Origin of the sequence: Burkholderia reimsis (assembly GCF_003294055.1) — a bacterium.
Classification (GTDB): Bacteria; Pseudomonadota; Gammaproteobacteria; order Burkholderiales; family Burkholderiaceae; genus Burkholderia; species Burkholderia cepacia.
Genome location: NZ_QMFZ01000008.1, coordinates 14,036 through 35,804 on the forward strand (window position 1 = coordinate 14,036; position 21,769 = coordinate 35,804).

The following is a 21,769-nucleotide window of genomic DNA, read 5'->3' on the forward strand; positions in this document are numbered from 1 at the left end:
TCGAATCACAGTTCAGTCAGCTTCCCTGCCTGGTTCGCCAAGGTCATATATTCCTTGAACCAATGCCATGTGCACGGTTGCGGAAATTTGTAGCACGGGCGCGCGCGTCACTCTGTCTGATGTACCCGAAGTGCTGCTAACTGCGACCAATTCTGAACCTCAGGTTCAGGATGCCGGCCTAGCGGCCAAGGCGGGGGCCTATCCAACGGCATCGGGCGAAGCCCGGTGCCGTTTTCTTTTGTAGCAGCCTCTTTCTGCGTCGATCACGATCCATGCAATACTGGCTGATGAAGTCCGAACCGGACGAAGCAAGCATCGACGATCTCGCCAACGCACCGCAGCGCTCGCTGCCGTGGACGGGCGTGCGCAATTATCAGGCGCGCAATTTCATGCGCGACACGATGAAGATCGGCGACGGCGTGCTGTTCTATCACTCGAGCTGCCCCGAGCCGGGCATCGCGGGCCTCGCCGAAGTATCGTCGACGCCCTACCCCGACCCCACGCAGTTCGATCCGAAAAGCCCCTATTACGATCCGAAGTCGACCCGGGAAGCGCCGCGCTGGCTGCTCGTCGACGTGCGCTACGTGAAAAAATCGCCGCTCGTGCCGCTCGCCGCGCTGCGCGAACACGACGAACTCGCCGACATGCGCGTGCTCGCGCGCGGCAACCGGCTGTCGATCACGCCCGTCACGCGCGCCGAATGGCGGTTCATCACCGAAAAGCTGATGAAGTAGGCAAGCAGGCACACGCCAAACGTCAAATCTGGTCAGTATGCGCGGCCGCCACGGAACTCGCGGCACTTTCGCGCGGCCTAAGCAACCGCTGCCGGCCGATCAAGCCGGCCGTCGTTCTTTTCGTCGCGCGGTACGCCCGCGTCGCGCACGCGTGATCCGCGTGCGCGCCCTCGCACAAGGAGTCCAACAATGACCAAGAAATCCGCACTCGCGCTGTCGCTCGCCCTTGCCGCCGCCGTTCCCGTCGCGCTGACGCTCGCGTCACCCGCCGCGCACGCGCAGGCCGCGAACCCGCACTTTCCGGAGCCGGCAGGCGTGCTGTCGCTGTCGTCGCAGGCCAGCGCCGACGTGCCGCAGGACATCATCCACATCACGCTGTTCTACGAGCAGCAGGCCAAGGATCCGGGCAGCCTCACCGCGCAGTTGAACCAGCGCGCCGACGCCGCCCTGTCGCAGGCGAAAAGCGTATCGGGCGTCACGGCACACACGGGCGCATTCTCCGTCTATCCGAGCACCGATCGCGACGGCAAGATTTCCGCATGGCGCGGCCGCACCGAGGTCGCGCTCGAATCGCGCGATTTCGCCGCGGTGTCGAAGCTGGCCGGCCAGTTGTCGAACCTGATGCAGGTCGCGAACGTCGAGTTCTCGCTGTCGCCCGAAGCGCAGCGCGCAGCCGAGCAGAAGCTGACGACCGAGGCGATCAAGTCGTTCCGCGCCCGCGCGGACGAAGCCGCGAAGGCATTCGGCTACAGCAGCTACACGATCCGCGACGTGAACGTCGGCGGCGGCCGCAACGTGCAGCCGTATCCGCGCATGATGGCAATGGCCGCGGCACCGATGGACAGCGCGAAGATGAGCGCACCGATCGCGGTCGAAGGCGGCAAGGCCACCGTGTCGGTCACCGTCAACGGTTCCGTGCAGATGAAGTAACGCGCGGCGCGCGGCAGTCCGAAATGAAAACGCCGGCCCGAAGGCCGGCGTTTTCATTTCAATGCGTGGGACCATGCACGCGCCGATCGCGCGTGCATCGTCATCACCTCACGCAACGGCATTCGCCGCGCGGCGGCGATACGCCCAGACCATCAACGCGATGCCCGCGATGATCATCGGCAGCGACAGCCACTGCCCCATCGACAGGCCGAGCGCGAGCAGGCCGAGGAAATCGTCGGGTTCGCGCGCGAACTCCACCGTGAAGCGCGCGAGGCCGTAGCCGATCAGGAACAGCGCGGACACCGCGCCCATCGGCCGCGACTTGCGCGCGAAGAGGAACAGCGCGAAAAACAGCACGATGCCTTCGAGCGCAATTTCATAGAGCTGCGAAGGATGACGCGGCAGCATCTGGTATTGCATGAACACGTCGGCGAGATGCCACTTCTCGACGAGTTCCGGATGCTTCGGCAACCATGCCGCATCGTCGCGCATCGCGCCCGGGAACAGCATCGCCCACGGTGCGGACGGATCGGTCACGCGGCCCCACAGTTCACCGTTGATGAAGTTGCCGAGCCGCCCGGCCGCGAGCCCCGTCGGTACCATCGGCGCGACGAAATCGGTGACCTGCAGCCAATGGCGCTTGCGCTGCCACGCGAACAGCATCATCGCGAGCGTCACGCCGAGGAAGCCGCCGTGAAACGACATGCCGCCCTCCCACACCTTGAACACGTCGAGCGGATGCGAGAAGTAGAAATCGGCCTTGTAGAACAGCACGTAGCCGAGACGGCCGCCGAGCACGGTGCCGAGCACGCCGTAGAACATCATGTCGTCGATGTCCTTCACGGTCCAGCCCTGCGCCGCGACGTGCGGCAGCTTCAGGCGGATCCGGCCGACGACGATCGCCGCGATGAAGCCGACGAGATACATGAGCCCGTACCAGCGCACGGCCAGCGGCCCGAGATGGATCGCAACGGGGTCGAAATTCGGGTGAATGATCATGGGTTAGCGAAGAAGTTTTCGAATGCGGTACGGCCGTCGCACACGCGCAGCACCGCGCGTTGGACGGCACCGGCGCGCCATCGTTCACGTCACGTGGCGAGCCCCTGCGCGCGCACGACGTCGAGGAAGCCGGCCAGCACGGGGCTCACGTCGCCGGTACGCCACACGAGGCCCGTCTCGACGACCGGCGCGTGACCGGCGAGCGGCCGGTAGACCACGCCGGTGCGCCGCAGGTTACGCAGCGATTGCGGCACCAGTGCGACGCCCATGCCGGCCGACACGAGGCTGACGATCGTCTGCATCTGGATCGCCTCCTGGCCGATGCACGGGGTTTCCCCCGCCGCGCCGTAGCAGCCCGTAATGATGTCATAAAAGCCGGGCGCCAAACGACGCGGAAAGATCACGAGCGGCAATGCGGCGACGTCCGCGAGATGAACGGGCTCGTCTTCAGGCGCGTCGCTCGCGGCCGCCGGCATCGCGATCACCAGCGGCTCGCGCAGGACGGGCAGGTACGACAGCCCGGCCGAGTGGCGCGGCGGCACGGGCGGAATGACGAGCCCCGCATCGATGCGGCCGGCGACGAGTTCGTCGATCTGCACGTCGCTCGTCGCCTCCGCGAGTTGCAGGCGCACCTGCGGATAACGTGCGCCGAACGCCCGCAGCAGCGAGGGCAGCAGCCCGTAATCGGCGGTCGACACGAACGCGAGCGACAACGAGCCGGCCTCGCCGCGCGCGAGCCGTCGCGCCAGCGGCGGCAACGCATCGGCCGACGCAAGCAGCCGGCGCACATCGGGCAACAGTGCGGCACCAACCGCCGTCAGCGCCACCGAACGCTTGCTGCGCACGAACAGCGCGACGCCGAGCGTGTCCTCGAGCGCGCGGATCGCCTGCGACAGCGGCGGCTGCGTCATCGACAGGCGTTCGGCCGCGCGGCCGAAATGGCGCTCGTCCGCAACGGTCGCGAAATAGCGCCACTGGCGCAGGTCGGGAGTCGGATCAGCCATGCGTCCTTCATTCATAAAACGACTTAATAGGCGACAAATAATATATTGGACATCCCAATCCGGAAACTCCATGCTTGACTAATCCGAACCGGCGCGCGCCGTGCACCGGCGCTGCCCAGACAACGATGGAGTCCCCCATGGCTTACAACCGCCGCTCGAAGCACATCACGCAAGGCGTGGCCCGATCGCCGAATCGCTCGATGTATTACGCGCTCGGTTACCAGAAGGACGATTTCGACAAGCCGATGATCGGCATCGCGAACGGCCATTCGACGATCACGCCGTGCAATTCGGGCCTGCAGCGCCTGTCGGACGCAGCCGTCGCGGCCGTGAAGGCATCCGATGCGAACCCGCAGATCTTCGGCACGCCGACGATTTCGGACGGCATGTCGATGGGCACCGAAGGCATGAAGTACTCGCTCGTGTCGCGCGAGGTGATCGCCGACTGCATCGAGACCTGCGTGCAGGGGCAATGGATGGATGGCGTGGTCGTCGTCGGCGGCTGCGACAAGAACATGCCGGGCGGGATGATCGCGCTCGCGCGCCTGAACGTGCCGGGCATCTACGTGTACGGCGGCACGATCCGCCCCGGCAACTGGAAAGGCCGGGACCTGACGATCGTCTCGTCGTTCGAGGCCGTCGGCGAATTCACCGCGGGCCGGATGTCGCAGGAGGATTTTGAAGGGGTCGAGCAGAACGCATGCCCGACGTCGGGTTCGTGCGGCGGGATGTACACCGCGAACACGATGAGTTCGTCGTTCGAGGCGCTCGGGATGTCGCTGCTGTACTCGTCGACGATGGCCAACCCCGACCAGGAGAAGGTCGATTCGGCCGCCGAGTCGGCACGCGTGCTCGTCGAGGCCGTGAAGCGCGACCTGAAGCCGCGCGACATCATCACGAAGGAATCGATCGAGAACGCGGTGTCGGTCATCATGGCGACGGGCGGTTCGACCAATGCCGTGCTGCACTATCTCGCGATCGCGCACGCGGCCGAGGTCGACTGGACGATCGACGACTTCGAGCGCATCCGCAAGCGCGTGCCCGTGATCTGCGACCTCAAGCCGTCGGGGAAGTACGTCGCGACCGACCTGCACCGGGCCGGCGGGATTCCGCAGGTGCTGAAGATCCTGCTCGACGCGGGGCTGCTGCACGGCGACTGCATGACGATCACCGGCCGCACGATCGCCGACGAACTGAAGGACGTGCCCGCCGTGCCGCGCGCGGACCAGGACGTGATCTTCCCGATCGACCGCGCGCTGTACAAGGAAGGCCACCTTGCGATCCTGAAAGGCAATCTCGCGGAAGACGGCGCGGTCGCGAAGATCACCGGCCTGAAGAACCCCGTGATCACGGGCCCGGCGCGCGTGTTCGACGACGAGCAGAGCGCGATGGATGCGATTCTCGGCGACCGGATCCAGGCAGGCGACATCCTCGTGCTGCGCTATCTCGGCCCGAAGGGTGGCCCCGGCATGCCCGAAATGCTCGCGCCGACGTCCGCGATCATCGGCAAGGGGCTCGGCGAATCGGTCGGCTTCATCACCGACGGCCGCTTCTCGGGCGGCACCTGGGGCATGGTGGTCGGCCATGTCGCACCCGAGGCGTTCGTCGGCGGCACGATCGCGCTCGTGCAGGAAGGCGACTCGATCACGATCGACGCGCACCGGCTGCTGCTGCAGTTGAACGTGGACGACGCGGAACTCGCGCGCCGCCGCGCCGCGTGGCAACAGCCGGCACCGCGCTACACGCGTGGCGTGCTCGCGAAATTCGCGGCACTCGCGCGGCCCGCGAACCAGGGTGCCGTCACGGGTTGACACGCGTACATCAGCGCATGCGACCCCGTTAAACACGGCCGCCGGGGGAACGCGCAAAACGTGCTTTCCCTTTGCTTTTATAATGCGCGGGTCATGAAGCCGGCCGTCCCCGCCGGCGGAGAACCGCATGAAACACTCGATATTGCGCGTCCTGCTCGCCACGCTGCTGATCGGCAGCGGGGCGGCGGCGCGCGCCGACCAGGCCGACGGGCTCGCGCTTGCCCAGCGCAAGAACTGCATGGCCTGCCACGCGATCGGCAAACCGCTGATGGGCCCGTCGTTCCGCGACATCGCCGGCAAGTATGCGGCGCGCGGCGACGCCGTCGATTACCTCGCCCAATCGATCGTGAAAGGCAGCGTCGGCGTGTGGGGCAGTGTGCCGATGCCCGCCAATACGCAACTGACGAGCACCGAAGCCCACACGCTCGCGCAATGGGCGCTGTCGGTACGCTGATCCGGGTTCAACGGGCGGAAACCGCCTTCGCGCGGGGCTCCGCCGGGAGGCAGGCCCGCCGAGGGCCGACCCGCACCTCGCCGGCCGCTTCATCGGCCTTTACTGGAATCGCACCCTGTTTTTTACCTGAACGGCCGCGCACTCAACCGGCATGACCGGCGCGGCGGCGTGCGATTTCTTCGTCGACCGCGTCGCGAACCCAGTCCATCACCTCGGTTTCCAGCGCCAGCGCCACTTCGCGCGTGATCTGGCCGACCAGCCAGGCCGAATGCTCATGCAGCGCGTCGCGACAACGGGCTTCGATGGCGTCGCGCCCGTCCCCGGTCAGATAGTTCGTCAGGCGATTGCGCAGGCGTTCGGCGATGTGCTGGGCATCTTCCGGCGTCAGTCCGGCCACTGCCTGCGCATCCTGCTGCGGCGCGGGGGCCGGTGCGACGGCCTCCGGCATGTGCGCCTCACGCGCGTGCCCGACCGCCTCACGCGCCACCGCGGCGAACGCGTGCGGCAGCACATCGTCGTCGGCCAGCGACGAGCGCAGCGGCGCACTCATCGCCGCCGAGTCTTCGGCAACCACGTGCTCCGCGGCGCCGGGCTCCGCCGGCGCATCGGTCTCGCCAAGCGCGGCGGCGGCGACAGTCGCAGTCTCCACCGCCTCGTCGCCCGGCAGTTCGAGCGCCGGCACGTGCGGCGTCGGCACGGGTTCGACCACGACGGAATCGGGGTCGAGCGCGTCGGACATGGAATCGGCCGGCGCCGCACCCGCGGTGCGTGGCGCGACCACGTCGGTCAGCACCGGAATCGCCGCGCCGGCAGGCGGCCGCGGAGCGTCGGGCGCGGGCCCGCGCGCCGGCACCGGCTTGCCCGGCACCAGCACGTCGGTCAGCGTCGGGATCGAGGATGAATCGGCTTCTGTCACGGGAACACTCCGTCGACGGTTGCGGCTAGCTGCCCTGCTTGTAGTTGTTCAGCGCGTATCCGCGGTCGCGGTAGAACCGGTAGCGGTCGCGGCCCGCGGCCAGTTCGTCCGGCGCGTTGCCGACCACTTCGAGCAGGCGCTCGAAGCGGGCGAACTGCGCAGGCACGGCCGCGCCGAGGTTCAGCAGCACGTGATGATGCGGTGCGCGGTCGAGATCCGCGGCCAGCACGATCGGCGTGCCGGCTGCGTGCTCGCTGTCGACACCGCAATGCGGGATGAAATCGAGCGGCGAGAACGTCCAGAGCCGCTCGTCGAGCGCGCGCAGGCGCGCGGGCTCGGCGAGCACGACGACCGGCTGCCCGGCCTGGTAGGCCTTGCGCAGCAGCCGGCACGCGTACGCGAGCGAATCGCCGACGTTCGAGTGGAAATCGATCCGCGTCATTGCCCGCGTACCCGCAGCGTCGTCAACACCGCCATCACTGGCCGGCGCGGTCGATCAGGAACTGCGCGAGCAGCGGCACCGGACGGCCCGTCGCCCCCTTTGCCGCACCGCCCTTCCACGCGGTGCCCGCGATGTCGAGGTGCGCCCACGGATAGCTGTCGGTGAAGCGCGACAGGAAGCACGCGGCGGTCACGGCGCCGGCCGGGCGCCCGCCGATGTTCGCGAGATCCGCGAAGTTCGACTTCAGCTGATCCTGGTACTCGTCGTCGAGCGGCATGCGCCATGCCGGGTCGTTCGCCTCGCGCGACGCGTCGAGCAGTTCGCCCGCAAGCGCGTCGTTCGTCGAGAACAGGCCGCTGTTGTGGCCGCCCAGCGCGATCACGCACGCGCCCGTCAGCGTTGCGACGTCGATCACGGCGGCCGGCTTGAAGCGCTCGGCATACGTCAGCGCGTCGCACAGGATCAGGCGCCCTTCGGCGTCGGTGTTCAACACCTCGATCGTCAGGCCCTTCATGCTGGTGACGATGTCGCCCGGCTTCGTCGCGTTGCCGCCCGGCATGTTCTCGCAGGTCGGCACGATCGCGACGACGTTGATCTTCAGGCCCATCTCGGCGACCGCACGCATCGTACCGAGCACCGAACCGGCGCCGCACATGTCGTACTTCATCTCGTCCATGCCCTCGCCCGGCTTCAGCGAGATGCCGCCCGTGTCGAACGTGATGCCCTTGCCGACCAGCACGACCGGCGCGGCCTTCGCGGCGGCGCCCTGGTAGTGCAGCACGATGAACTGCGGCGGCTCGACCGACGCGCGCGCGACCGACAGGAACGAGCCCATCTTCAGCGCCTGGATCTGCTTGAGCCCGAGCACTTCCGCCTTCAGGCCCCAATCCTTCGCAATCTTCTTCGCGGTGTTGCCGAGGTAGGTCGGCGTGCAGACGTTACCCGGCAGGTTACCGAGGTCACGGGTGAGATCCATCCCGTTCGCGAGCGCGACGGCCTGCTTGACCGCGACCTTCGCAGCCTTTTCGTCGGACGGATCGACGCTGAACACGACGCGCTTGAGCGTGTGCGACGCCGGTTCCGGCTTGCTCTTCATCTGCGTGAAGCGGTAGGTCTCGTTGCGCAGCGCGAGAATCGCCGCGCGCACGCCCCAGTCGGAGCTGCGCTCGTCGACCGGCAGTTGCGCGAGCGTAAACGTGACCTGGACGACCTTGGTCGCCAGCAGTGCGCGCCACGCGGCCGTCGCTGCGTCGTTATAGGCTTTCTGGTTGAAAGCATCCTGCTTGCCGAGGCCGACGAGCAGCACGCGCGACGCGCCGATGCCCGACACTTCGTGCAGGAACAGCGTCTTGCCGCGCTTGCCGTCCATGTCGCCGGCCTTCACCACGCGCGAAATCAGTCCCTTGGTGGCCGTGTCGATGTCGAGCGCCGCGCCCGAGAGGGTCTGCGCCTCGAAGATGCCGAGCACGATGCAATCGGACTTCCCGGTCAGGAACCCCTTCGCCTCGCCTTTGCTCCAATCACAGCCTTTTATGCTAAAGTCCATCGCGCTTGTCCTCGGATAAAATCTGGGCTAAGGATGAAAGCCGCAATTATCCGCTATTTTTCCCGTGGCGGCGCGAGCGCTCCGCTACGCGTGCGCAGCCTCCCGCCCTCTTCTCTTCAAGAATGATCTTCGAACGCTCCCTCCAGCGCGAGCTTGCGTATACGGCTGGCGCCGTGTTCATGGTGCTGCTCACGATCATGCTCACGACGATGATGATCCGCATCGTCGGTTACGCCGCGTCCGGTGAAATCGATCCGCGGGACGTCCTCGTGCTGATCGGCCTCACCGTGATCGGCTACCTCGCCGTGATGCTCGTCGTCACGCTGTTCGTGTCGATCCTGTTCGTGCTGACCCGGTGGTACCGGGACTCCGAAATGGTCGTGTGGCTCGCGTCGGGCGTAAGCCTCACGCGCCTCATCAAGCCGATCGGCGTGTTCGCCACGCCGATCATCCTGCTGATCGCCTTCTTCGCGTTCGTCGGCTGGCCGTGGTCGAACCAGCAAAGCAAGATGATCAAGGCACGCTTCCAGCAGCGCGACGAGATCTCGCTGCTCGCGCCGGGCCAGTTCCGCGAGTCGGCCACGAACCACCGCGTGTTCTTCATCGAGAAGATGACGCCCGACCAGAGCAAGGTGCAGAACGTGTTCGTCACGTCGACCGAGAACGGCAAGGTCAACGTGGTCGTATCGCAGACGGGTCACACGGAAACGCGCGACGGCAGCCGCTTCGTCGTCCTGGAAGACGGCCGCCGCTACGACGGCACGCCCGGCCAGCCGAACTTCAAGATCATGGAGTTCGAGCGCTACGGCGTGAAGATCACGAGCACGCCGGTCACCAACGTGCCAACCACGAACAGCACGCCGACGCCGGACCTGCTGCGCAACCCGACGCGCGACAACCTCGCGGAATTCGCGTGGCGCGCGGGGCTGCCGCTGATCGCGATCAACCTGCTGGTGCTCGGCATTCCGCTGTCGTACCAGAACCCGCGCCGCAGCCGCACGATCAACCTCGTGATGGCCGTGCTGATCTACCTCACGTACTCGAACCTGCTGAACGTCGTGCAGGCGCAGATCGAGCAGGGCAAGATGTCGTTCGGCGTCGGCCTGGTCGGCCTGCACCTCGTCGTCGCCGCGATCGTCGCGTTCATCTTCTGGTTGCGCGTGCGCAATCGTCCGCTGTTTACACGCGCGCTGTTCGGCCGCTCGGGAGCATGATCGATGCGGCTCTATGAAAAGTACTTCGCGCGACAGATCTACGTCACGTTCGTCTTCATCCTGTTCGCGTTCTCGGGCCTGTTCTTCTTCTTCGACCTGATCAGCGAACTGAACTCGGTCGGGCACGGCAACTACAAGTTCGGCTACGCGGTGCTGCGCGTCGCGCTGCAGACCCCGTCGCGCTTCTACGAGATCATCCCGGTCGCCGCGCTGATCAGCGCGATCTACGTGTTCGCGCAGATGGCCGCGAACTCGGAATTCACGATCTTCCGCGTGTCGGGTCTCGCGACCAACCAGGCGCTGCGCTCGCTGCTGAAGATCGGCATTCCGCTCGTGATCGTCACCTACCTGATCGGCGAATTCGTCGGCCCGTACGCCGATCAGTTGTCCGAGCGCGTGCGGCTGCAGGCGCTGGGCGCATCGGTGTCGTCGAACTTCCAGTCGGGCGTGTGGGTGAAGGACACGCTCGCGGCCCGCGAAAACGGCGAGCAGGTCACGCGTTTCGTCAACGTCGGCAGCCTGTCGCCCGACTCGACGATCAGCAACGTGCGCATCTACGAATTCGATTCGAAGTTCCAGCTCCAGAACGTGCGGATCGCGCAGACGGGACGCTACGAGCCGCCCGGCCACTGGCTGTTGAAGGGCGTCTCCGAGACCGAGCTGACGCCGATCAAGCCGATCAGCGGCCAGCCGGCCGACGCGCTCAACCCGGTGTACCGGTCGCAGCAGGTATCGCTGCCCGAATACCGGCTGCGTTCGGACCTGACGCCGCAGATCCTGTCGGTGCTGCTCGTATCGCCGGAGCGCATGTCGATCATCAACCTGTTCCGCTACATCCAGCATTTGCGCGAGAACCAGCAGGACACGCAGCGCTACGACATCGCACTGTGGCGCAAGCTGCTGTATCCGTTCGCCGTGTTCGTGATGCTCGTGCTGTCGCTGCCGTTCGCGTACCTGCACACGCGGGCGGGCGTGGTCGGCGTGAAGGTGTTCGGCGGCATCATGCTCGGCATGAGCTTCCAGCTCCTCAACACGCTGTTCTCGCACATCGGCACGCTGAACACGTGGCCCGCGCCGCTCACTGCCGCGACGCCGGGCCTGATCTATCTCGCGCTCGGCCTGTTCGCGCTCAAGTGGGTCGACCGGCACTGAGCGCCGCGTCATGACGGAGGCTTCGACATGAGTTCGCACGGCATCGTCCTGTTCGGCCACGGCGCCCGCGACCCGCGCTGGGCCGAGCCGTTCGAGCGGCTCGCCGCGCGGCTGCGCGGCGCCGCCTCCCCCGCGGCCCACGTGTCGCTCGCGTTCCTCGAACTGATGACGCCGACGCTCGGTGACGCGGTCGCCGCGCAGGTCGCGGCCGGCTGCTCGCACATCACCGTGGTGCCCGTGTTCTTCGGCCAGGGCGGCCATGTCCGCCGCGATCTGCCGCAACTCGTCGATGCGTGCCGCGCCGCGCATCCGGGCATCGAGATCCGCTGCGCGACGGCCGTCGGCGAAGACGACGGCGTGCTGGACGCGATCGCGCGCTACTGTATCGACCAGATAGACGGCAACGCGTGAGTCGCGCGGTTAGCGGTTAGCGTTGCACAAAGAAAAAGCGCCGGCTTGATGAAGCCGGCGCTTTTTTGTTTCGGACTGCGGCGGGATCCCGCTCAGGCAGCCCCGCTCAGGCCGCATTTCGCAGCGAATCGCCCTCTTTCGCCTGTCCGGCCCGCTCGGCGAACGCATCGCCGATCATCAGCAGGCTCGGTTCCGCGGGATCGAGCCACGCCTGCGCGTCGCCCGCCGCCATCTGCGCGAGCGTCAGCGTCAGCGCGCGCTCGCGCGCGGTGCTGCACGCCTCGACGATCGCCACGGGCGTCGCCGGCGCACGGCCTGCGTCGATCAGTTCCTGCGCAATGCCGGGCGCGCTGTCGCGGCCCATGTAGTACACGATCGAATCGGCGCGCGCGGCTTCGCGGATCTCGTCGCTGCCCGGCGCGCGGCTGTGCGTCGCGAACGCGACGCTGCGCGACACGCCGCGCAGCGTCAGCGAACGCTTCAGCGTCGCCGCGCCGGCCAGTGCCGCGGTGATGCCCGGCACGACCTCGTAGTCGATGCCGGCTGCTTCCAGCGCGCGCATCTCCTCTTCGGCACGACCGAACAGCATCGGGTCACCGCCCTTGAGCCGCACGACGCACGCGTGCTCGCGCGCCGCATCGACGATCTGCTTGTTGATGAAGTGCTGCGCGGTCGACCGCTGCCCGCAGCGCTTGCCGACCGCGATCCGGCGCGCGTTCGGCGCGTAGTCGAGCATCGCGGGCTCGACGAGCGCGTCGTGCAGCACGACGTCCGCCTGCGCGAGCAGCCGCGCGCCGCGCACCGTGATGAGGTCCGCTGCGCCCGGCCCTGCTCCGATCAGATACACCTTGCCCATGTTTGTCGCTTCGCTTCGTCCGTGCGGACGTTTGCCTACGGCCCGCGCCGCCGTGCGGCGGCGCGGTTTGCCGCGCAGATTGACGATTACGCCGAGAACGCCCGGATCATGCCCGCGGCGACCGTGTGATGCGTCGCCTCGTCGATCAGCACGAACGCACCGGTACCCGGATGCGCGTCGTACGTGTCGCAGACGATCGGCTTCTGCAGCGTCAGCGCGACACGGCCGATGTCGTTCATCTTCAGGTCGTGACGGTCGGTCGCATGCGACAGCGTGTGCACGTCGAGCACCTGCTTGACGCCGCCGATCTTCGCGAACACCGTGCTGGTGGTCTGCTTCAGCAGGTACTTGCGCTGCGGCGACAGCGGCGTCTCGTCGAACCAGCACAGATCGGCTTCGAGCTTCTTCGCCGGTGCAACCGGCTCGCCGGAGGTGACGAACATGTCGCCGCGCGACACGTCGACGTCTTCCGCGAGGCGGATCGTCACGGTCTGGCCCGCGAACGCGTGCGCGACCGACGCGGTACCGCCCGGCACCGGCGCGACGATCTCGGCGACCGTTGCCGTGCGGTTCGACGGCAACACGGCGATCTCGTCGCCGACCTTCACTTCGCCCGACTCGATACGGCCCATGTAGCCGCGGAAATCGTCGGCCGAGCTGCCGTCCTGGCGCGCAACCCACTGCACCGGGAAGCGCAGCGCGTCATGCGCCTGCGTCTCGACCGGCAGCGATTCGAGCACGTCGAGCAGCGGTTCGCCCGCGTACCACGGCATACGTTCGCTCGCGCCGACGATGTTGTCGCCCTTCAGCGCCGACACCGGCACGAAGCGCACGTCGGTGAGGCCGAGCTGCTTCGCCAGCGTGACGTACGCGTCGCGGATCTCGTTGAAGCGCGCTTCGCTGTAGTCGACGAGGTCCATCTTGTTGATCGCGACGATCACGTGCTGCAGCGCGAGCAGCTTGACGATCGCGCTGTGACGCTTGGTCTGCGGCAGCAGGTCGGCGACACCGTTCTCGACCGTCACGCGCGTCGCGTCGATCAGGATGATCGCCGCGTGCGCGGTCGATGCGCCCGTCACCATGTTGCGCGTGTACTGCTCGTGGCCCGGCGTATCGGCGATGATGAACTTGCGCTTCGCGGTCGCGAAGTAGCGGTACGCGACGTCGATCGTGATGCCCTGCTCGCGCTCGGCTTCGAGACCGTCGGTCAGGAGCGCGAGGTCGAGCTCGTCGCCGACCGTGCGCTTGTTCTTCGCGCGCGACAGCGCGGACAGCTGGTCGGACAGCACGGCCTTGCTGTCGTACAGCAGGCGGCCGATCAGCGTGCTCTTGCCGTCGTCGACGCTGCCTGCGGTGATGAAGCGCAACACGCCGAGGTCTTCGGTGTTCTCGATGATGCTCATGATGTGAATGTCCTCGTGTGCTTCAGAAATAACCTTGCTTCTTGCGCTGTTCCATCGCGGCTTCGGACGCCTGGTCGTCCATCCGGGTCGCGCCGCGCTCGGTGATCTCGGTCACCGCCGTCTCGGCGATGATCTTCTCGACGTCGTCCGCGTCGCTCTCGACCGGGCACGTGCAGCTGATGTCGCCCACGGTACGGAAGCGCACCTGCGCGAGCTCGCTCGTCTCGCCGTCACGCATCGGCGTGAGCGGCGTGACCGGCACGAGCAGGCCGTTGCGGCGCACGATCTCGCGCTGGTGCGCGTAGTAGATCGACGGCAGTTCGAGGTTCTCGCGCGCGATGTACTGCCACACGTCGAGTTCCGTCCAGTTCGAGATCGGGAACACGCGCAGGTGCTCGCCGTTGTGCAGGCGGGCGTTGTACAGGCTCCACAGTTCCGGGCGCTGCGCCTTCGGGTCCCACTGGCCGAATTCGTCGCGGAACGAGAAGATCCGCTCCTTCGCGCGTGCCTTCTCTTCGTCGCGGCGCGCACCGCCGATCAGCGCCGTATAGCCGTACTGTTCGATCGTCTCGAGCAGCGTGACGGCCTGTGCGGCGTTGCGCGAATCGGTTTCGCGACGCAGCACGACCGTGCCGCGCTTGATCGAATCCTCGACGTGACCGACGACCAGCTCGGCGCCGAGTTCTTTCGCGCGGCGGTCGCGGAAGTCGATCACTTCTTCGTAGTTGTGGCCCGTGTCGATGTGCACGAGCGGGAACGGCAGCGTCGTCTTGCGGTTCGCGCCGAGGCCGAACGCCTTCAGTGCCAGATGCAGCACGACGACCGAATCCTTGCCGCCCGAGAACAACAGCGCCGGCTTGCTGCATTCGGCGACCAGTTCGCGCAGGATGTGGATCGACTCGGCTTCGAGCCAGTCGAGGTGGCCCATGCGGTTGTCGGCACCGGCGGGCGGGGCAAAGGCGGATTGCTCGAGCGTCGTGCTCATGATTTCAGTCCTTCTCTTCTGGGTTCGTGCCGCCCGCTGTCGCGGGCGGCGCAATATTCAGTTTCTTGTCAGGCTTTCAGTGCGTGGCGCCGGCAACGGCGTCCGCGGGAATCGGCGTGATCGTGATGTGCAGGCCGCATTCCTTCGTGTCGCGCGACTCCCACCACCAGCGGCCCGCGCGGCTGTCCTCGCCGGGGCGGATCGCCCGCGTACAGGGCTCGCAGCCGATGCTCGGATAGCCGCGCGCATGCAGCGGGTTCACCGGCACGTCAAACGCGTTAAGGTACGCCCACACGTCGCTTTCCGTCCAGTCGGCGAGCGGGTTGTACTTCGCGATCCCGCGCGCTTCGTCCTGCTCTTCCTCGTGCAGCTCGGCACGCGTGACCGACTGCTCGCGGCGCTGGCCCGTGACCCATGCCCCGACGTCGGCCAGCGCGCGATTCAGCGGCTCGACCTTGCGGATGTGGCAGCACGACTTGCGCAGCTCGACGCTTTCGTAGAACGCGTTCAGGCCGTGCTCGGCGACGTACTGGTCGACCGCGTCCTGCTGCGGGTGAAACTGCTCGATCTCGTAGCCGTAGCGCTCGCGCACGCGGTCGATCATGCCGAGCGTTTCCGCGTGCAGGCGGCCCGTGTTCAGCGAGAAGATGCCGATCCGGACGCCCTTCGACAGGATCGCGTGCGTCAGCAGCATGTCTTCCGCCGCGAGACTGCTCGCGAACTTCACCTTCTCGTGACGCGCGCCGATCTGCGCGAGCAGCGCGTCGAGGCGCTCGACCTTCGCGGCGAGTTCCGGGCTCAGCGCGGTGGCGGCGGCGGTGCTCATGCGCCCACCTTCGCTTGCGCCACGCCGGCCGCCGCGGCGCGGCGGCGGAACAGCGGTTCGGGCTGGTCGAACGCGCCCTGATAACGCTGCGTGAATTCCGTGAACGCGTTCAGCGCGTCGTGGATGTCCTTGTCGGCGCGCACCGCGAATGCGTCGAAGCCGCAACGCGACATGTACAGCAACTGGTCGCGCAGCACGTCGCCGATCGCGCGCAGTTCGCCCGTCCAGCCGTGGCGCTCGCGCAGCAGGCGCGCGATGCTGTAGCCGCGGCCGTCCGCGAAGCGCGGGAAATCGACGGCGACCAGCGAAATCGCGCCGAAGTCGGCCACGAGATCGGCCGGCTCGCTGTCCGGGGCGAGCCACACGCCGAGCTCGTCCTTCGTCTTCGCGGCGACGAGCGCCGCGCGCTCGGCCTGCCACAACGCGAACGGCACCAGCACCTTGCCGGCCGGCAACGCGTCGACCGCGGGCAGTGCACCGTCTTCCGCCGCGCGCACGACCTGCCATGCATCGTCGATCACTGCGCGGTTCTTGATAATCGAAGCCATCTGCTAATTCCTTCTACCCGGTTGGTTACGCGTTCACTGCCTGGCGCGCCGCATACACGCGCTCCTTGAACGGCGCGATGCCGATGCGGTCGTACGTGTCGACGAAGCGCTCGCCGTCGACGCGCGATTCGACGAACGTGTCGATCAGCTTCGCGATCACGTCGGGCACTTCCTCCGCCGAGAACGACGGCCCGATCACGCGGCCGAGGCGCGCGCCGTTCCGGCCCGTGCCCTGCTCGCCGCCGAGCGACACCTGGTACCACTCGGCGCCGTCCTTGTCGACGCCGAGGATGCCGATGTTGCCGACGTGGTGGTGACCGCACGAGTTCATGCAACCGGAAATGTTCAGCGACAGGTCGCCGAGGTCGTACACGTAGTCCAGATCGTCGAAACGCTGCTGGATCGCCAGCGCGATCGGGATCGACTTCGCGTTCGCGAGCGAGCAGAAGTCGCCGCCCGGGCACGCGATGATGTCGGTCAGCAGGCCGATGTTCGGCGTCGCGAAACCGGCCGCCTTCGCCTTTTCCCAGACCTCGAACAGGTCGCGCTTCTTCACGTTCGCGAGAATCAGGTTCTGCTCGTGCGACACGCGCAGCTCGCCGAACGAGTAGGCGTCGGCCCAGTCGGCCACCAGGTCCATCTGCTGGTCGGTCGCATCGCCCGGCGCGATGCGGTGATCCTTCAGCGACAGCGTGACGGCTGCATAGCCGGCCACCTTGTGCGGTGCGACGTTACGCTCGACCCAGCGCGCGAACGCCTTGTTCTCGAGCAGGTGCTGTTCGAACGATGCATCGGTGTCGGCCAGCTTCTCGTAGACGGGCGGCTGGAAGTACTGCGACACGCGATCGACTTCCGCCTGCGTGAGCGTCGACGGGCCGTCCTTCAGGTGCTGCCACTCTTCCTCGACCTGCTGCGCGAACTTCGCGGGCGACAGCGCCTTCACGAGGATCTTGATGCGCGCCTTGTACAGGTTGTCGCGGCGGCCGTAGCGGTTGTACACGCGCAGCACGGCTTCGCAGTAGGTCAGCAGGTGCTGCCACGGCAGGTCTTCCTTGATCACCGCGCCGATGATCGGCGTACGGCCGAGGCCGCCGCCCGCGAGGATGCTCGCGACCACTTCGCCCTGCGCGTTCTTCTTCAGGTACACGCCGAGGTCGTGAATCTGCACGGCCGCGCGGTCGTCCTTCGAGCCCGACACCGCGATCTTGAACTTGCGCGGCAGCCACGCGAATTCGGGATGGAACGTCGACCACTGGCGCAGGATTTCCGACCACGGGCGCGGATCGATCTCTTCGTCCTGGGCGACGCCGGCGAACTGGTCGGCCGTGATGTTGCGGATGCAGTTGCCCGACGTCTGGATGCCGTGCATCTGCACCGACGCGAGCTTCGCGAGGATCTCGGGCGTTTCCTCGAGCTGGATCCAGTTGAACTGGATGTTCGAGCGGGTCGAGAAGTGGCCGTAGCCGCGGTCGTGTTCGCGGGCGATGCGCGCCAGCATCCGGAGCTGGTCGCTGCGCAGGTTGCCGTACGGAATCGCGATGCGGTGCATGTACGCGTGGCGCTGCATGTACAGGCCGTTCTGCAGGCGCAGCGGACGGAATTCTTCTTCGCTCAACTCGCCCGACAGCCGGCGGCGCACCTGATCGCGGTACTGCGCGACACGCTCGTCGACGATCGTCTGGTCGTATTGGTCGTACTGATACATTCGGGGACCCCAGGGTTTTCGTGGTGACCGCGCGACGTCCTAGCCACGTCGCGCCCGAATCTCCGTTCCGCCGTCACCGCCCCCATCCGCTGGCGGATGGATTGCTAATGACGAAAACAGATATCCATATTTGAAAAACTCCGGTGAATCGTAATAAACTCGCCTTATATTTCAAACGACTAAAAAATTCTGTTGATATGCGGAAGGGTTATAAATGAACCTGCACCAATTTCGCTTCGTGCGCGAGGCCGTCCGGCAGAATTTCAACCTCACCGAGGCCGCCAAGGCGCTCTACACGTCGCAACCGGGGGTATCGAAGGCGATCATCGAGCTCGAGGACGAGCTCGGCGTGGAGATCTTCACGCGGCACGGCAAGCGCGTGCGCTCGCTCACCGAGCCGGGCAGGATCATCCTCGCGTCGGTCGAGCGGATTCTTCAGGAGGTTGAAAGCCTTAAAAGGGTCGGGAAAGATTACGCAGCACAGGATCAGGGCAACCTGACCATCGCCGCGACCCACACGCAGGCCCGCTACTCGCTGCCGGCCGCGATCGCCGAATTCAAGAAGCGCTTTCCGAAGGTGCACCTGTCGATCCTGCAAGGCAGCCCGACGCAGGTGGCCGAGATGGTGATCCACGACCAGGCCGATCTCGCGATCGCGACCGAGGCGATCTCCGACTACAAGGAGCTCGTGTCGCTGCCCTGCTTCCAGTGGCATCACGCGGCCGTCGTGCCGGCCGACCACCCGTTGCTCGAACGCAAGCCGGTCACGCTCGACGATCTCGCCCAGTACCCGCTGATCACGTACGACGACGCGTTCGCGGGCCGCAAGAAGATCAACCATGCGTTCGCGCTGCGCGGGCTGTCGCCGGACATCGTGCTCGAGGCGATCGACGCCGACGTGATCAAGACCTACGTCGAACTCGGCCTCGGCGTCGGGATCATGGCCGACATCGCGTTCAATCCCGAGCGCGACCGCAACCTGCGGCTGATCCCGGTCGGCCACCTGTTCGGCAGCAACGTGACGCGTGTCGCGCTCAAGCAGGGCGCCTACCTGCGCAGCTACGTGTATACGCTCGTCGAACTGCTGTCACCGACGCTGAACCGCAAGCTGATCGAACAGGCGCTCAAGGGCGAAGCCGAATCGTACGAGCTTTGACCGGCCTGTATAAACACTGGGGCGCGAATCCGAACCGCGCCCCTTTTCGTTGCCCGACGGAGAATCCCGCATGACGCTTCCCGCCCTGTTGCGCCGCGCCGCCGCCGGCGCGCTCGCGCTCGCCTGTGCCGCCGCCCATGCCGACCTGAAGGTCGGCGTCGACCTGTCGTCGACCGGCCCGGCCGCCGCGATCGGCATCACGAGCAAGAACGCCATCCTGATGTGGCCGAAGACGATCGCCGGGCAGCCCGTGCAGGTGACGGTGCTCGACGATGCATCCGACCCGGGCACCGCGGTGCGCAACATCCGCAAGCTGGTCGACGAGGATCACGTCGACGTCGTGGTCGGGCCGAACATCACGCCGGCCGCGCTCGCGGCGCTCGACGCGGTCGCGGCCGGGCAGACGCCGATGATCACGCTGGTCGGCTCCGGCGCGATCGTCGAGCCGCAGGAAGGCGCTCGGACCTGGGCGTTCAAGATGGCGCAGAGCGACCGCGCGATGGCCGACGTGATGACGCGCTACATGGCGAACCACGGCGTGAAGACGGTCGGTTTCATCGGCTTCGCGGACAGCTACGGCGACAGCTGGCTCAACGAGTTCACGCGCTTCGCCGACCTGCGCAAGATCCGCGTCGTCGCGACCGAGCGCTACAACCGCACCGACGCGAGCGTCACGGGCCAGGCATTGAAGCTGATCGCGGCGAAACCCGACGCGATCCTGATCGCGGGCTCGGGCACGCCGGCCGTGCTGCCGCAGCGCACGCTGATCGAGCGCGGCTACAAGGGCCCGGTCTACCAGACGCACGGGATCGCGACGCCGGAATTCATCAAGCTCGGCGGCAAGGACGTCGACGGGACGCTGTTCCCGACCCAGCCGGTGGTCGTCGCGCGCACGCTGCCGGCCGATCATCCGGCCCGCAAGGCCGCGCTCGCGTTCGTCGACGCGTACGAGGCGAAATACGGCGCCGGCACGGTCACGCAGTTCGCGGGCGACGCGGCGGGCGTCTACCCGCGCCTTGCCGATGCGGTCGGCCGCGCGCTGAAGGCCGCGCAGCCCGGCACGCCCGCGTTCCGAGCGGCGCTGCGGCGCGAACTGGAACGCGCGCACGAGCTCGTCGTGCCGAACGGCGTCGTCAATACCAGCGACAAGGATCATGTGGGGCTCGATCAGCGCGCGAGCGTGATGGGGATCGTCAAGCAGGGCCGGTTCGTCTACCTGAGCCAGTGACGTGCGCGACCGGCACCGGGGCAGCTTGCCCGGCGTCGGGATTTCAGACATAATCCGCGTTTCGCCGCGCACAATCGCATGCGCGGCCAGGATCAAGCCCAGGTGGTGAAATTGGTAGACGCAGGGGACTCAAAATCCCCCGCCGCAAGGCGTGCCGGTTCGATTCCGGCCCTGGGCACCAGTATTTCGCAGCGTCGTGCGCTGCATCTGTCGAAACCCGCGCAAGCTCGCCGCTTCGCGGGTTTTTTGTTTTTGCCGCACGCGCCGCAACGCGCGCCCCCGCGCAACAGTCCAAGCATCATGAGGATGCGCGGCACGGAGGCACGCCATGTCCATGCGCACGATTTCATCCCCGCTCCGCCGCCGCGTGCTCGCCGTGGCGCTCGTGCTCGTGCTGGGCGGATGCGACGTCCTGACCGCGCCGCCGGTGCCTGACTGGCCGGGCCCGCACGCACCGTATCCGTTCCCGGACAACATCCCGCATCGCACCGAATGAAGCGCCGGCCGGCCTGCCGCCGGCCGTGCCTCGCGCTCAGGCCATCAGTTCGCGAACGAAGTCGAGAAACACCCTCACCTTCGCCGAGACGAGGTTTGACGCGTGGTGATACGCGTAAAGCGGGAACGTCTCGTCCGCCCATTCCGGCAACAGCAGCACCAGCCGCCCTTCAGCCAGGATGTCCCTCGCATAGAGTTCCAGTAATTGCGCAATCCCCGCGCCGCCCAGGCACGCACCGAGCAGCATGCCCGTATCGTTGACCATCAGCCGGCCGGCGGCATCGAACGGCACCACTTCCTTGCCGCGATGGAATTCCCATTCGAATGGCCGCCCCGTCACCGGGTCGCGGATCAGCACGCAACGGTGCCCGTCCGCGAGGTCCCGCGGATGCCGCGGTTCGCCATGACGCGCGACATAGGCTGACGACGCGCAGGTGAGCACACGCGTTTCCAGCAGCAGCCGCGCACGATACGACGACGGCTCCGGAATGCCGAATCGCACGGCCACGTCGAACCCGTCGGCGACGAGGTCGCCCATCCGGTCGCGCACGCTGATCTCGACGGACAGGTCGGGGAAGCGGTCAAGAAACTCCGCCATCTTCGGTGCCAGCACGTAGTGGCCGAAGGTCGCGTCGACATTGACGCGCAGCCGCCCCCTGACACGCGCCTTCGACTGGCCGGCGTCGATCGCCGCCTCCTCGATGCCGGCCAGCAGCGGCGCGACCGCCTCATAGAAACGCCGGCCCTCGTCGGTCAGCGTGATCGCGCGCGCCGTGCGGTTGAAGATCCGGATGCCGACGCGCTCTTCCAGCCGGGCGACGGCACGGCTCACCGCCGGCTGCGTCAATCCCATCGCCTCGCCGGCGCGCGCGAAGGTGCCGGCCTCGATCACCGCGGAGAGCACGCCGATACCGCTCAAAAGCCTGCTGTCGAATGCCATAAGACATACTTTTA

At 66.8% G+C, this 21,769-nt stretch carries 22 protein-coding genes, 1 tRNA gene and 1 other RNA gene; 12 read left to right on the forward strand and 12 right to left on the reverse strand.

Annotation, left to right across the window (positions count from 1 at the left end; genetic code table 11):
- The first annotated feature begins 19 nt into the window (after positions 1–19).
- The 3 genes from ssrS (at position 20) to DPV79_RS11805 (ending at position 1,664) form a co-directional block, all read left to right on the forward strand.
- A non-coding RNA gene (ssrS, locus tag DPV79_RS11795) (6S RNA) lies at positions 20–201 on the forward strand.
- A 71-nt stretch (positions 202–272) separates the two neighbouring features.
- A complete protein-coding gene (locus DPV79_RS11800; RefSeq protein ID WP_021160795.1) occupies positions 273–734 on the forward strand; it encodes an EVE domain-containing protein in 462 nt (153 codons plus the stop codon).
- A gap of 189 nt (positions 735–923) precedes the next feature.
- A complete protein-coding gene (locus tag DPV79_RS11805; protein ID WP_113045509.1) occupies positions 924–1,664 on the forward strand; it encodes an SIMPL domain-containing protein in 741 nt (246 codons plus the stop codon).
- A gap of 108 nt (positions 1,665–1,772) precedes the next feature.
- Here DPV79_RS11805 and lgt read toward each other — a convergent pair whose 3' ends face one another.
- Positions 1,773–2,663 carry a prolipoprotein diacylglyceryl transferase gene (lgt, locus tag DPV79_RS11810; RefSeq protein WP_048022580.1) on the reverse strand — a complete coding sequence of 297 codons (891 nt, stop codon included), beginning with the start codon at positions 2,661–2,663 and terminating at the stop codon, positions 1,773–1,775.
- An 89-nt stretch (positions 2,664–2,752) separates the two neighbouring features.
- Positions 2,753–3,667 (reverse strand): LysR family transcriptional regulator, encoded by a 915-nt coding sequence (locus tag DPV79_RS11815; protein ID WP_113045510.1) that lies wholly within the window; start codon positions 3,665–3,667, stop codon positions 2,753–2,755.
- Between the two features lie 137 nt (positions 3,668–3,804).
- Here DPV79_RS11815 and ilvD point away from each other — a divergent pair, with 137 nt between their 5' ends.
- Positions 3,805–5,478: a dihydroxy-acid dehydratase gene (gene ilvD / locus DPV79_RS11820; protein ID WP_113045511.1), complete on the forward strand. Its 1,674-nt coding sequence runs from the start codon at positions 3,805–3,807 to the stop codon at positions 5,476–5,478.
- A gap of 127 nt (positions 5,479–5,605) precedes the next feature.
- The gene (locus DPV79_RS11825; RefSeq protein ID WP_021160789.1) at positions 5,606–5,932 is read left to right on the forward strand and encodes a c-type cytochrome; all 327 of its coding nucleotides are present in this window, start codon (positions 5,606–5,608) and stop codon (positions 5,930–5,932) included.
- A gap of 142 nt (positions 5,933–6,074) precedes the next feature.
- Here DPV79_RS11825 and DPV79_RS11830 read toward each other — a convergent pair whose 3' ends face one another.
- Genes DPV79_RS11830 through DPV79_RS11840 form a run of 3 tightly spaced genes read right to left on the reverse strand, consistent with a single transcriptional unit; the run spans position 6,075 to position 8,836 of the window.
- Positions 6,075–6,848, reverse strand: coding sequence for a DUF2486 family protein (locus DPV79_RS11830; RefSeq protein WP_113045512.1), 774 nt, complete (start codon positions 6,846–6,848; stop codon positions 6,075–6,077).
- A gap of 25 nt (positions 6,849–6,873) precedes the next feature.
- The gene (locus tag DPV79_RS11835; protein ID WP_021160787.1) at positions 6,874–7,290 is read right to left on the reverse strand and encodes a DNA polymerase III subunit chi; all 417 of its coding nucleotides are present in this window, start codon (positions 7,288–7,290) and stop codon (positions 6,874–6,876) included.
- 34 nt (positions 7,291–7,324) lie between these two features.
- The gene (locus DPV79_RS11840) at positions 7,325–8,836 is read right to left on the reverse strand and encodes a leucyl aminopeptidase (RefSeq protein WP_021160786.1); all 1,512 of its coding nucleotides are present in this window, start codon (positions 8,834–8,836) and stop codon (positions 7,325–7,327) included.
- Positions 8,837–8,958: 122 nt separating this feature from the next.
- Between DPV79_RS11840 and lptF the strand changes: the two genes are divergently transcribed.
- From lptF to DPV79_RS11855, 3 genes are read left to right on the forward strand one after another with little or no spacing between them, the layout of a single operon-like run.
- Entirely contained in the window at positions 8,959–10,050 is a 1,092-nt protein-coding gene (lptF, locus tag DPV79_RS11845) for an LPS export ABC transporter permease LptF (RefSeq protein ID WP_021160785.1), read from the forward strand.
- Positions 10,051–10,053: 3 nt separating this feature from the next.
- Positions 10,054–11,202, forward strand: a complete 1,149-nt coding sequence (lptG, locus tag DPV79_RS11850; RefSeq protein WP_021160784.1) for an LPS export ABC transporter permease LptG — start codon at positions 10,054–10,056, stop codon at positions 11,200–11,202.
- Between the two features lie 27 nt (positions 11,203–11,229).
- On the forward strand, positions 11,230–11,613 hold the full coding sequence (locus DPV79_RS11855) for a sirohydrochlorin chelatase (RefSeq protein WP_048022584.1): 384 nt from the start codon (positions 11,230–11,232) through the stop codon (positions 11,611–11,613).
- A 106-nt stretch (positions 11,614–11,719) separates the two neighbouring features.
- On the opposite strand, the gene cobA is transcribed toward DPV79_RS11855, so the two are convergent.
- The 6 genes from cobA to DPV79_RS11885 form a co-directional block, all read right to left on the reverse strand.
- Positions 11,720–12,469: a uroporphyrinogen-III C-methyltransferase gene (gene cobA / locus DPV79_RS11860; protein ID WP_113045513.1), complete on the reverse strand. Its 750-nt coding sequence runs from the start codon at positions 12,467–12,469 to the stop codon at positions 11,720–11,722.
- A gap of 86 nt (positions 12,470–12,555) precedes the next feature.
- Positions 12,556–13,872, reverse strand: a complete 1,317-nt coding sequence (locus DPV79_RS11865) for a sulfate adenylyltransferase subunit 1 (protein ID WP_021160781.1) — start codon at positions 13,870–13,872, stop codon at positions 12,556–12,558.
- Between the two features lie 22 nt (positions 13,873–13,894).
- Positions 13,895–14,857, reverse strand: coding sequence for a sulfate adenylyltransferase subunit CysD (cysD, locus tag DPV79_RS11870; protein WP_021160780.1), 963 nt, complete (start codon positions 14,855–14,857; stop codon positions 13,895–13,897).
- 76 nt (positions 14,858–14,933) lie between these two features.
- Positions 14,934–15,683: a phosphoadenylyl-sulfate reductase gene (locus DPV79_RS11875; RefSeq protein ID WP_027786707.1), complete on the reverse strand. Its 750-nt coding sequence runs from the start codon at positions 15,681–15,683 to the stop codon at positions 14,934–14,936.
- Entirely contained in the window at positions 15,680–16,231 is a 552-nt protein-coding gene (locus DPV79_RS11880) for a DUF934 domain-containing protein (RefSeq protein ID WP_027786706.1), read from the reverse strand. Before DPV79_RS11880 ends, DPV79_RS11875 begins: the two co-directional genes overlap by 4 nt.
- Before the next feature lie 25 nt (positions 16,232–16,256).
- A complete protein-coding gene (locus tag DPV79_RS11885; protein WP_027786705.1) occupies positions 16,257–17,936 on the reverse strand; it encodes a nitrite/sulfite reductase in 1,680 nt (559 codons plus the stop codon).
- Positions 17,937–18,150: 214 nt separating this feature from the next.
- Between DPV79_RS11885 and DPV79_RS11890 the strand changes: the two genes are divergently transcribed.
- From DPV79_RS11890 to DPV79_RS42605, 4 genes are all read left to right on the forward strand, one after another.
- Positions 18,151–19,092 carry a CysB family HTH-type transcriptional regulator gene (locus DPV79_RS11890; protein ID WP_113045514.1) on the forward strand — a complete coding sequence of 314 codons (942 nt, stop codon included), beginning with the start codon at positions 18,151–18,153 and terminating at the stop codon, positions 19,090–19,092.
- A gap of 70 nt (positions 19,093–19,162) precedes the next feature.
- Positions 19,163–20,320 (forward strand): ABC transporter substrate-binding protein, encoded by a 1,158-nt coding sequence (locus DPV79_RS11895; RefSeq protein ID WP_021160776.1) that lies wholly within the window; start codon positions 19,163–19,165, stop codon positions 20,318–20,320.
- A gap of 96 nt (positions 20,321–20,416) precedes the next feature.
- A tRNA-Leu gene (locus DPV79_RS11900) sits at positions 20,417–20,501 on the forward strand.
- 147 nt (positions 20,502–20,648) lie between these two features.
- Positions 20,649–20,816 carry a hypothetical protein gene (locus DPV79_RS42605; RefSeq protein WP_021160775.1) on the forward strand — a complete coding sequence of 56 codons (168 nt, stop codon included), beginning with the start codon at positions 20,649–20,651 and terminating at the stop codon, positions 20,814–20,816.
- 36 nt (positions 20,817–20,852) lie between these two features.
- Here DPV79_RS42605 and DPV79_RS11905 read toward each other — a convergent pair whose 3' ends face one another.
- A complete protein-coding gene (locus DPV79_RS11905) occupies positions 20,853–21,755 on the reverse strand; it encodes a LysR family transcriptional regulator (RefSeq protein ID WP_113045515.1) in 903 nt (300 codons plus the stop codon).
- Positions 21,756–21,769 lie beyond the last annotated feature (14 nt).

What these genes read in the sequence shown, in the direction of transcription:
- DPV79_RS11805 (WP_113045509.1), top strand. Translation starts at nt 924, where the DNA reads ATGACCAAGAAATCCGCACTCGCGCTGTCGCTCGCCCTTGCCGCCGCC.
- DPV79_RS11840 (WP_021160786.1), bottom strand. Translation starts at nt 8,836, where the DNA reads ATGGACTTTAGCATAAAAGGCTGTGATTGGAGCAAAGGCGAGGCGAAG.
- DPV79_RS11890 (WP_113045514.1), top strand. Translation starts at nt 18,151, where the DNA reads ATGAACCTGCACCAATTTCGCTTCGTGCGCGAGGCCGTCCGGCAGAAT.
- cysD (WP_021160780.1), bottom strand. Translation starts at nt 14,857, where the DNA reads ATGAGCACGACGCTCGAGCAATCCGCCTTTGCCCCGCCCGCCGGTGCC.
- DPV79_RS11885 (WP_027786705.1), bottom strand. Translation starts at nt 17,936, where the DNA reads ATGTATCAGTACGACCAATACGACCAGACGATCGTCGACGAGCGTGTC.
- lgt (WP_048022580.1), bottom strand. Translation starts at nt 2,663, where the DNA reads ATGATCATTCACCCGAATTTCGACCCCGTTGCGATCCATCTCGGGCCG.
- DPV79_RS11815 (WP_113045510.1), bottom strand. Translation starts at nt 3,667, where the DNA reads ATGGCTGATCCGACTCCCGACCTGCGCCAGTGGCGCTATTTCGCGACC.
- DPV79_RS11865 (WP_021160781.1), bottom strand. Translation starts at nt 13,872, where the DNA reads ATGAGCATCATCGAGAACACCGAAGACCTCGGCGTGTTGCGCTTCATC.
- DPV79_RS11880 (WP_027786706.1), bottom strand. Translation starts at nt 16,231, where the DNA reads ATGGCTTCGATTATCAAGAACCGCGCAGTGATCGACGATGCATGGCAG.
- DPV79_RS11905 (WP_113045515.1), bottom strand. Translation starts at nt 21,755, where the DNA reads ATGGCATTCGACAGCAGGCTTTTGAGCGGTATCGGCGTGCTCTCCGCG.
- DPV79_RS42605 (WP_021160775.1), top strand. Translation starts at nt 20,649, where the DNA reads ATGTCCATGCGCACGATTTCATCCCCGCTCCGCCGCCGCGTGCTCGCC.
- lptF (WP_021160785.1), top strand. Translation starts at nt 8,959, where the DNA reads ATGATCTTCGAACGCTCCCTCCAGCGCGAGCTTGCGTATACGGCTGGC.
- DPV79_RS11800 (WP_021160795.1), top strand. Translation starts at nt 273, where the DNA reads ATGCAATACTGGCTGATGAAGTCCGAACCGGACGAAGCAAGCATCGAC.
- ilvD (WP_113045511.1), top strand. Translation starts at nt 3,805, where the DNA reads ATGGCTTACAACCGCCGCTCGAAGCACATCACGCAAGGCGTGGCCCGA.
- DPV79_RS11835 (WP_021160787.1), bottom strand. Translation starts at nt 7,290, where the DNA reads ATGACGCGGATCGATTTCCACTCGAACGTCGGCGATTCGCTCGCGTAC.
- lptG (WP_021160784.1), top strand. Translation starts at nt 10,054, where the DNA reads ATGCGGCTCTATGAAAAGTACTTCGCGCGACAGATCTACGTCACGTTC.
- DPV79_RS11855 (WP_048022584.1), top strand. Translation starts at nt 11,230, where the DNA reads ATGAGTTCGCACGGCATCGTCCTGTTCGGCCACGGCGCCCGCGACCCG.
- cobA (WP_113045513.1), bottom strand. Translation starts at nt 12,469, where the DNA reads ATGGGCAAGGTGTATCTGATCGGAGCAGGGCCGGGCGCAGCGGACCTC.
- DPV79_RS11825 (WP_021160789.1), top strand. Translation starts at nt 5,606, where the DNA reads ATGAAACACTCGATATTGCGCGTCCTGCTCGCCACGCTGCTGATCGGC.
- DPV79_RS11895 (WP_021160776.1), top strand. Translation starts at nt 19,163, where the DNA reads ATGACGCTTCCCGCCCTGTTGCGCCGCGCCGCCGCCGGCGCGCTCGCG.
- DPV79_RS11875 (WP_027786707.1), bottom strand. Translation starts at nt 15,683, where the DNA reads ATGAGCACCGCCGCCGCCACCGCGCTGAGCCCGGAACTCGCCGCGAAG.